The sequence below is a fragment of the Paenibacillus sp. PDC88 genome (genome assembly GCF_900106725.1).
Classification (GTDB): domain Bacteria; phylum Bacillota; class Bacilli; order Paenibacillales; family Paenibacillaceae; genus Paenibacillus; species Paenibacillus shunpengii.
In genome coordinates, this window is record NZ_FNNT01000019.1 from 40,078 (window position 1) to 48,370 (window position 8,293).

Annotated in this window: 8 protein-coding genes, 1 rRNA gene and 1 other RNA gene; all 10 read left to right on the forward strand. The window is 45.0% G+C overall.

The features are described from left to right. Nucleotides 1–193 precede the first annotated feature (193 nt). Entirely contained in the window at nucleotides 194–1,447 is a 1,254-nt protein-coding gene (locus BLW49_RS27460; RefSeq protein WP_090728080.1) for a UDP-N-acetylglucosamine 1-carboxyvinyltransferase, read from the forward strand. A 302-nt stretch (nucleotides 1,448–1,749) separates the two neighbouring features. Beyond that, nucleotides 1,750–3,099, forward strand: a complete 1,350-nt coding sequence (gene rho / locus BLW49_RS27465; RefSeq protein WP_076315724.1) for a transcription termination factor Rho — start codon at nucleotides 1,750–1,752, stop codon at nucleotides 3,097–3,099. Between the two features lie 194 nt (nucleotides 3,100–3,293). Then, nucleotides 3,294–3,491, forward strand: a complete 198-nt coding sequence (gene rpmE, locus BLW49_RS27470) for a 50S ribosomal protein L31 (protein WP_076315723.1) — start codon at nucleotides 3,294–3,296, stop codon at nucleotides 3,489–3,491. 192 nt (nucleotides 3,492–3,683) lie between these two features. Further along, an RNA gene (ffs, locus tag BLW49_RS27475) (signal recognition particle sRNA large type) lies at nucleotides 3,684–3,950 on the forward strand. Between the two features lie 311 nt (nucleotides 3,951–4,261). Beyond that, nucleotides 4,262–6,007 (forward strand): DNA polymerase III subunit gamma/tau, encoded by a 1,746-nt coding sequence (gene dnaX / locus BLW49_RS27480; RefSeq protein ID WP_090728082.1) that lies wholly within the window; start codon nucleotides 4,262–4,264, stop codon nucleotides 6,005–6,007. Between the two features lie 45 nt (nucleotides 6,008–6,052). After that, on the forward strand, nucleotides 6,053–6,364 hold the full coding sequence (locus tag BLW49_RS27485) for a YbaB/EbfC family nucleoid-associated protein (protein WP_047914323.1): 312 nt from the start codon (nucleotides 6,053–6,055) through the stop codon (nucleotides 6,362–6,364). Between the two features lie 24 nt (nucleotides 6,365–6,388). Further along, a complete protein-coding gene (gene recR, locus BLW49_RS27490) occupies nucleotides 6,389–6,988 on the forward strand; it encodes a recombination mediator RecR (protein ID WP_076315721.1) in 600 nt (199 codons plus the stop codon). 335 nt (nucleotides 6,989–7,323) lie between these two features. After that, nucleotides 7,324–7,590 carry a DUF2508 family protein gene (locus tag BLW49_RS27495; RefSeq protein WP_083656275.1) on the forward strand — a complete coding sequence of 89 codons (267 nt, stop codon included), beginning with the start codon at nucleotides 7,324–7,326 and terminating at the stop codon, nucleotides 7,588–7,590. Further along, entirely contained in the window at nucleotides 7,590–7,856 is a 267-nt protein-coding gene (locus tag BLW49_RS27500) for a pro-sigmaK processing inhibitor BofA family protein (protein ID WP_090728083.1), read from the forward strand. Before BLW49_RS27495 ends, BLW49_RS27500 begins: the two co-directional genes overlap by 1 nt. A 337-nt stretch (nucleotides 7,857–8,193) precedes the next feature. Continuing rightward, nucleotides 8,194–8,293 (forward strand): 16S ribosomal RNA (locus BLW49_RS27505); the annotation flags it as partial.

Below are 8,293 nucleotides of genomic sequence, written 5' to 3' on the forward strand. Positions count from 1 at the left end.
GTTTTTTGACAACCGATTCAATTTAATAGATGAAATGGGAATCACACCGCTTAGTCGGTGTTTTTCCATTTCATAATAAGTATTTTAAAGTTGAAAGTATCGTTATAATATAATCCGTAAATCCGTAGTGATGCATTGCCATAAGAATTATTCAATTCGGCTAGAAGTGATTTCTAGGAGGACCTCTTACCTTATGGAAAAATTAATGATCAGTGGTGGAAGGCCACTCCAAGGCACGGTTACCATTAGCGGAGCTAAGAACAGTGCCATAGCGCTCATTCCGGCGGCAATTCTTGCCGAGTCGGAAGTTATTCTTGATAATCTACCTTTACTCAGCGATGTTGCTGTTTATTCCGAAATTCTAGAGGAACTTGGAGCTACGGTATCTTGGGATGGAAATTCGATGAGGATTGATCCTTCTCATATTATTTCATTGCCTATGCCTAACGGACCAGTGAAGAAGCTTCGCGCATCTTATTATATGATGGGTGCTTTGCTAGGGCGCTTCAAAGAAGCGACCATTGGACTGCCAGGGGGCTGCAACTTTGAACCTCGGCCTATTGATCAGCACATCAAGGGTTTTGAAGCTCTTGGAGCAACGGTGACAAATGAGCATGGTGCCATCCATCTTCATGCCAAAGAGCTCAAGGGTGCCAAAATTTATCTGGATGTTGTCAGTGTAGGAGCAACCATAAACATTATGCTGGCGGCGACAAGAGCCAAGGGCTCTACGATTATTGAAAATGCGGCCAAAGAGCCTGAGATTATAGATGTAGCAACACTTTTGAATTCCATGGGAGCATCGATAAAAGGTGCAGGCACCGAAACGATTCGTATCGAGGGCAAATCGGAGCTTCATGGCTGCCGACATTCCATTATTCCCGATCGCATTCAAGCAGGTACATATATGATTGCAGCTGCTGCAACTCGCGGTAATGTACTCATTGATAATGTCATTCCCAAGCATTTAGAGGCATTGACAGCTAAGCTGATTGAAATGGGTGTTGGCATTGAGGAGCTTGATGAGAGCATTCGAGTGATCGGCAAACCAAGCTATGAACATGTCGATGTCAAAGCATTGGTATATCCGGGCTTTGCCACCGACCTGCAGTCTCCAATGACCAGCTTGCTGACCCAGGCACAAGGCGTGAGTGTACTAAGCGATTTTGTGTATAGCAACCGCTTTAAGCATGTGCCTGAACTCATCCGAATGGGTGCTAAGATTCGGGTAGAAGGAAGATCGGCAATTATCGAGGGTCATTCGCTGAATGCGGCCAAGGTAAAGGCGGCCGACCTGCGAGCAGGTGCAGCTCTTGTCATCGCTGGATTAACGGTGGAAGAAGGGGTCACTGAGGTTGGTGGTGTAGAGTTTATTGATCGTGGATACGACAACTTAGTCACCAATCTGCGCGAGCTGGGTGCCGATGTTTGGCGTCAGACACTGTAGAGAAATAATACTTTTATATTCGAAGAGATAAACATATTAAAGAATAGTTCTTTTGATCCGATCTATAATTTATATGAATATCTCTTCGAAAAATGGGTAAACCTATTCTAATACTGATTTCTTGCATAACAACGGCAATCATACTGCCAATATACTGCGATTTGCATTCAGACAGGTAAATTCCGTACAATGGATGCTAAGCAGTGTTATTGAAGATAATCATTACTTAGTTTGCACACATACGACTGGACCGTCAGTCTTCCCATTTTTACGGACTTATTAATTGAATAGGTGGTTATTGCATGGATCTACAAATATCTGATCTGGAAGAAATGAAGCTGACTGACTTATACAAGTTGGCTAAGAAGTACCAGATCCCTTATTACGGCCAGCTGAAGAAGAGGGAACTAATCTTTGCCATTCTTCGAGCACAGGCAGAACAAAGCGGCCTTATGTTCATGGAAGGTGTACTCGAAATCCTCCCAGAGGGTTATGGCTTTCTCCGCCCCATTAACTATTTGCCGAGTAAAGAAGATATTTATATATCTTCCTCACAAATTCGTAAGTTTGATTTAAGGACTGGGGATCTCGTATCCGGCAAGTGCCGTACCCCTAAAGAGAATGAAAGATATTTCGGACTGCTTCAGGTCAATGCCGTTAATGGTCAAAGCCCTGAGCTTGCAGCTGAAAGACTCCATTTTCCAGCCTTAACTCCCCTATACCCACAGAAAAAGCTAGTACTTGAAACATCCCCAGCGCATTTATCAACCCGTATTATGGATGTGCTTGCTCCCGTAGGATTGGGACAGCGCGGACTCATTGTTGCACCTCCCAAGGCGGGTAAGACACTCCTTCTGAAAGAGATAGCAAATAGCATTTCAACCAACAATCCGGAGATTGAATTGTTTGTACTGCTGATTGACGAACGTCCTGAGGAAGTGACGGATATGCAGCGTTCTGTAAAAGGGGAAGTTGTTGCCTCAACATTTGATGAGCTTCCGGAAAATCATATTAAAGTAGCTGAGCTTGTTCTTGAGCGTGCGCTTCGTCTAGTCGAGGCGAAGAAGGATGTTGTTATTTTGCTGGACAGCATTACGCGTCTTGCGCGTGCATATAACCTGGTAATTCCGCCATCTGGCCGGACACTCAGCGGTGGTATTGACCCGGCTGCATTTCATCGTCCGAAGCGTTTCTTTGGCTCGGCCCGGAATGTGGAAGAGGGAGGCAGCTTAACGATTCTAGCTACAGCACTTATTGATACCGGCTCGCGGATGGATGACATCATATACGAGGAGTTCAAGGGCACAGGCAATATGGAATTACATCTTGATCGTAAGCTTGCTGAACGCCGGATCTTCCCAGCCATCGATATTCGCCGTTCCGGTACACGTCGTGAGGAAGTGCTGCTTACGAAGGATGAACTGGATGCGATATGGGCTGTGCGTAAGAATATGAATGAAAGTCATGACTTTGTGGAAGGCTTCCTTAAGAAGCTGCGCAATACCAAGACGAATGCGGAGTTCCTCGCATCACTGGATGTGGCAGGCAATACGGGTCAGACACAATCTGGCAGTACTTCTGGATCAGGCTCAAGCTCTGCGCCTGCAAGACGTACGAACAGAACTTCAGCGGCGTCCGCTACGACAACCTAATCACAGCTTATTGTGAATTGGAATGCTAATCTGTATAAAAAGCAGGTTATAAACAACACAAGTCTCCTCATTTCTGCGGCTACCATTTATTTGCATAGGCATTGCGCAGAGTAGAAGAGCGTGTTATAATCAACTTTGTGTTCTTAATAACTCTGGGTCCATTAGCCGGCTCAGGGCAAGAAGAGGTGAAAGTCATGAATGAAGCGATTCAACCAAAATATCACGTAACTACAGCGACTTGTGCATGTGGTAACACGTTCGAAACGGGTTCTGTTAAAGAATCTCTGCGTGTAGAGGTATGCTCTGCATGTCACCCGTTCTTCACTGGTAAACAGAAATTCCTGGATGCTGGTGGCCGTGTTGATAGATTTAAGAAAAAATACGGAATGTAATTTATATGAAGCTGACGAGCTTTCGTCAGCTTCATTTGTTTTTGACCTTCTGCCTGAGTGGCAGAGGGTTTTATTTTTTTGCAGGACGTTCTTGAATTAAATGTGGATCCGAATAGCTAGTTAAACAGGTGCAGCTGGAAAGTATTGCAGTCCGGTTGCATTTTAATACTGCATGCGATATACTTATTTTCACCGTGCTAGATGGGGAGGTAGCGGTGCCCTGTAACTCGCAATCCGCTATAGCGAGGTTGAATTCCTGTTAGAGGTTTTGTCGATGTGAGGCTGGTCCCTGCATGCAATGTTGACGGTTGGGTCCTCCGCAATGAGTACTTGTGAATCTGGTCAGGTCCGGAAGGAAGCAGCCATAAGCAAGACCACTCTTGTGCCGGAGGGTGGCCTAACCCGAGTTGTTATGCAGGGGTGCCGCTTGGATCGCAATTATCAATAACAGGTGCACGGTTCTTACTCTAAATAAATAGATGACATACAGATATCTTTGCATTAGAAATGCAAAGATTTTTTTGTATTTACGAGAGGTTTTAAAGAGGTTTTTAGGATCAAATTCAGAAGTAACGATCCTTTGGTTATATCTCGGTCAAAACAGAACAATTCAACAGGATATTTCTTTTGACCTCACAAAATGGAACTCAATCATAAATAGGGATGAAAATACGGCTCATGTACTTTTAAAGTTTTGATTCAAGAGGGAATATAGTATAATGAAGCCACAAACAAAGGTCATGAGACATGTGGAAAGAGGGTAAAGCACAGTGGAACATATTGCGTTGTACCGTGCTTGGCGGCCTCAGTCGTTTCAAGACATGGTTGGGCAACAGCATATCATTCAGACTTTGCAGAATGCCATACGTGAAGAGCGGATTTCGCATGCGTATCTGTTTAGTGGTCCGCGTGGAACAGGGAAGACAAGCGCTGCCAAGATACTTGCGAAGGCTGTCAACTGTGAACGGGGTCCTCAGGTAGAGCCTTGCAACGAGTGTGAAGCATGCCGGCGTATTACGTCTGGTTCGGTTATGGATGTCCAGGAGATTGATGCTGCATCCAATCGCGGGGTAGAAGAGATTCGGGATTTACGCGAAAAAGTGAAGTATGCCCCTACCGAAGTCCGTCATAAAGTGTACATCATTGATGAAGTTCACATGCTGACGACAGAAGCGTTTAACGCCTTGCTGAAGACACTGGAAGAACCGCCGCCGCACGTAATGTTTATACTCGCAACAACAGAGCCGCATCGGCTTCCTGCTACGATTATTTCTCGTTGCCAGCGGTTTGATTTTCGCAGGGTATCCCTGGAAGAGCAGACAGGACGGCTTGCAGCGATTTGTAAAGAAGAAGGTATTACAGCAGAAGACGAAGCTCTTCAATATATTGCGCGTTTGTCTGATGGAGGGATGAGGGATGCGCTGAGCATTCTTGATCAAGTCTCTTCCTTTACAGGAGGACATGTCTCCTATCAGCAGACATTGGATATGACAGGCGGGCTTCCGTCAGAGAAGTTTGGCAAGCTGGCTGGATTCCTCCTTAAAGGAGAAGTGGGCGAGGTCCTGCAGACGGTTGAAGAATTCATGCAGGAAGGCAAGAGTGCGGATAAGAGTATGGAGAATCTGCTGTACTACTTCCGTGATCTGCTTCTGATCAAGATGGTGCCGAATGCAGATCGGATGACGGATCGGGTCCTTGATCCTGCGTCATTTAAGCCAATTGCAGACGCCTTCTCCAAAGAGCAGTTGTTTTACGTAATTGATACGCTCAATCGATATCAAAGTGAAATGAAATATGCGGCTCAGCCCCAAACCTTATTCGAAGTCGCATTGCTCAAATTGTGCAGTCTACCTCAGGGCGGTGCTGCCGCAATAGCTTCCGAGGGCCAAGGGTCCAGTGTTGACTCCTCTGAGATCGCAGCGATGAAACGTCAAATTGCTGATCTTGAGAAAAAGCTGGAAAAGGCAATGAAGAACGGCGGTGTTGGGGCTGCGAGTGCAGGTCAGGGCTCAGGTAGTGGTTCTGCAAGGTCTAATCAGCGTACAGCTGCGCCAAGAATATCTGGACCTGCCAAGCTCCCTCCTAACATGGAGCAATACGTTAATCGGAGGGGTAGCAAGGAATTTACCGATATTGCGAGCAAATGGGGACAGATCCTTCAACGAGTCAAGGAAGAGAAAGTGACGGTACATGCCTGGTTTGTTGATGGAGAACCTGTATCTGCCTTAGAGGATGCTGTGCTTGTCGCCTTTAAGAACAGTATTCACCGTGAAACGACAGAGAAACCGGCAAACAGAGAAGTGATTGAGGGTGTGCTAGAGCAGCAGCTCGGCAGACCGGTAAGACTGGTGACGATGCTTCAGCGGGATTGGTTAACTGCAATAGAAGGTACGCAGGAGACGAAGAAGGAAGAGGAGTTCAAGCTGGAGCCTGAGCAGGATGGGAATCAGAAGGAGCCTTGGATTGATGAGGCAATCGAGCTTTTTGGCGAGAATTTGGTTATCATTAAGGAATAAGCGTGTTTAACATTAACATTATATTAATTTAAGGAGATGACACAGATGAACAATATGAATCAAATGATGAAGCAGGTCAAAAAAATGCAGGAGCAAATGCTCAAGGCACAAGAGGAGCTTGGCACGAAGACTGTAGAAGGTTCTTCTGGCGGCGGTGTTGTAACGGCTGAAGTGAATGGTCACAAGAAACTGATTTCCATTACAATTAAGCCTGAAGCGGTAGATCCTGAAGATGTTGAAATGCTGCAAGATCTTGTTATGACTGCAGTGAACGATGCGATGAGCAAAGCTGATGAACTGGCGAACCAGGACATGGGTAAATTTACGAATGGCATGAAAATCCCTGGCTTGTTCTAAGCCAATAGAAGGAGAATTCTTAACTTGTATTATCCGGAACCGATTGCGAAGCTTATAGATGCTTTCACACGTCTGCCCGGCATCGGTCCCAAAACGGCCGCTCGCCTTGCCTTCCATGTACTGAACATGAAAGAAGATGATGTGATTGATTTTGCCAAAGCGCTGGTAAGTGTGAAACGAAATCTTCACTATTGTTCGGTGTGCTGTAACATTACAGATACAGATCCGTGCCGCATTTGTCAGGATAAGACGAGGGATGCATCCGTGATCTGTGTTGTACAGGATCCTAAGGACCTCGTGGCTATGGAGCGAACCAAAGAATTCAACGGCTATTATCATGTTCTCCAAGGTGCGATTTCTCCTATGGAAGGAATTGGACCGGATGATATTCGGCTGAAGGAGCTGCTTACTCGCTTGAGTGATGAGCGGGTGAAGGAGCTTATACTGGCGACGAATCCGAATATTGAAGGAGAAGCAACGGCAATGTATATCTCGAGACTGGTTAAACCATTTGAGATGGTTGTGAGCCGGATTGCCCATGGTCTGCCTGTAGGCGGGGATCTCGAATATGCGGATGAAGTAACGTTATCTAAGGCGCTGGAAGGCCGCCGGCAATTGCACTAGATCATTTTATAAGCGAACTGTACAAATGTAAGAAGCTCTGAGTCTCTCAGGGCTTCTTTTTTTGTATGTTCTAAGTTTGTCCCTCTCGCGATATGTATGAAATAACGCAGTGAGTTTAATATGGACCGCGCAGAGTCAGAAGGCAGAAGATTTACTGCACTGACGGCTCAGCTGTGCTTGTGCTTTTTTTGCAAGCCTTTGAGTTACCTATTAAATAAACTGAGCTGTTTCAAATGGTTCTTTCTGGATTCAAAAGAGGTTAAGAGCTAATTTTCGGGAGGGGATACATAATGGTGACGGGTTGGATCAAAGCATTCGGTGCAAAGGATAGCAAAATGGTATTGCAAGAGAAGCGGGCAGGCACGGAAATTTTGGATGATATACGGACTGCACATGAAGAATGGATGCAGGCGCATCATATGTTTGAAGAGGCGGTAGGGCAGGATCAGATCGATTATGCGATTTTTACACTTGAGGCTGCGGAGAGAAAATACCAGATGCACTTAAAAAGAGCGAAGCAGGCCGGTTTGAATGGAAAAAGTCATTATGCTGTGAAAGAGATGAATGCAATAAGTCTTACCAAAGAAGTAGGAGGGGTATAATGAAGAGTATCATTCTATGGGGAGTGCTTACCGTATCCTTGCTGCTAATTCTCGTCATTCTATTTAGAAGAAGAATCGGTTTTAAATGGATCAGTACCTTTGGGGTTCATTTAGTGCTTGCAGCTCTAGGTATATATGTAGTTAACTACTCTGGATTAGTTGGTGAGGTGAGTATTCCGATAAACCCTGCTACAATAGGTACGGTTACGGTGCTTGGACTGCCGGGAGTGGCATTGCTGTATGGACTAAAAATTACTTTATTTTAGTGTTGACTTAAATTGAAGATATGTGGTACATTATATCTCGGCCCTTTTAAGAGCTAACTAAATTAATTCGTGTGCATAACACACGAAAAAAATAATTTAAAAAAACTCTTGACGACAAGGTGCTGAACATGATATATTATAAAGGTCGCTGAAACAAAGCGATTAAACAAAAAAGAAATTTGATCTTTGAAAACTGAACAACGAGTGAGCAGCATTTTCGAAGAAAATGTTTAGCGAGATCATTCGGTACGTGTCGCAAGACCGTATGAATGGTTGAGCAAAATAAAGAGAACATTACGTTCTCGTCAGTTTTTCTAAATGAGCTTAATCGCTCTCTTTTTCGGAGAGTTTGATCCTGGCTCAGGACGAACGCTGGCGGCGTGCCTAATACATGCAAGTCGAGCGGAGTAAGGTGAAACTTGTTTCACCTAGCTTAG

Excerpts from the sequence above, each read along its gene's own strand:
- BLW49_RS27495 (WP_083656275.1), top strand. The coding sequence starts at position 7,324 with ATGGTATTGCAAGAGAAGCGGGCAGGCACGGAAATTTTGGATGATATA.
- BLW49_RS27485 (WP_047914323.1), top strand. The coding sequence starts at position 6,053 with ATGAACAATATGAATCAAATGATGAAGCAGGTCAAAAAAATGCAGGAG.
- rpmE (WP_076315723.1), top strand. The coding sequence starts at position 3,294 with ATGAATGAAGCGATTCAACCAAAATATCACGTAACTACAGCGACTTGT.
- rho (WP_076315724.1), top strand. The coding sequence starts at position 1,750 with ATGGATCTACAAATATCTGATCTGGAAGAAATGAAGCTGACTGACTTA.
- BLW49_RS27500 (WP_090728083.1), top strand. The coding sequence starts at position 7,590 with ATGAAGAGTATCATTCTATGGGGAGTGCTTACCGTATCCTTGCTGCTA.
- BLW49_RS27460 (WP_090728080.1), top strand. The coding sequence starts at position 194 with ATGGAAAAATTAATGATCAGTGGTGGAAGGCCACTCCAAGGCACGGTT.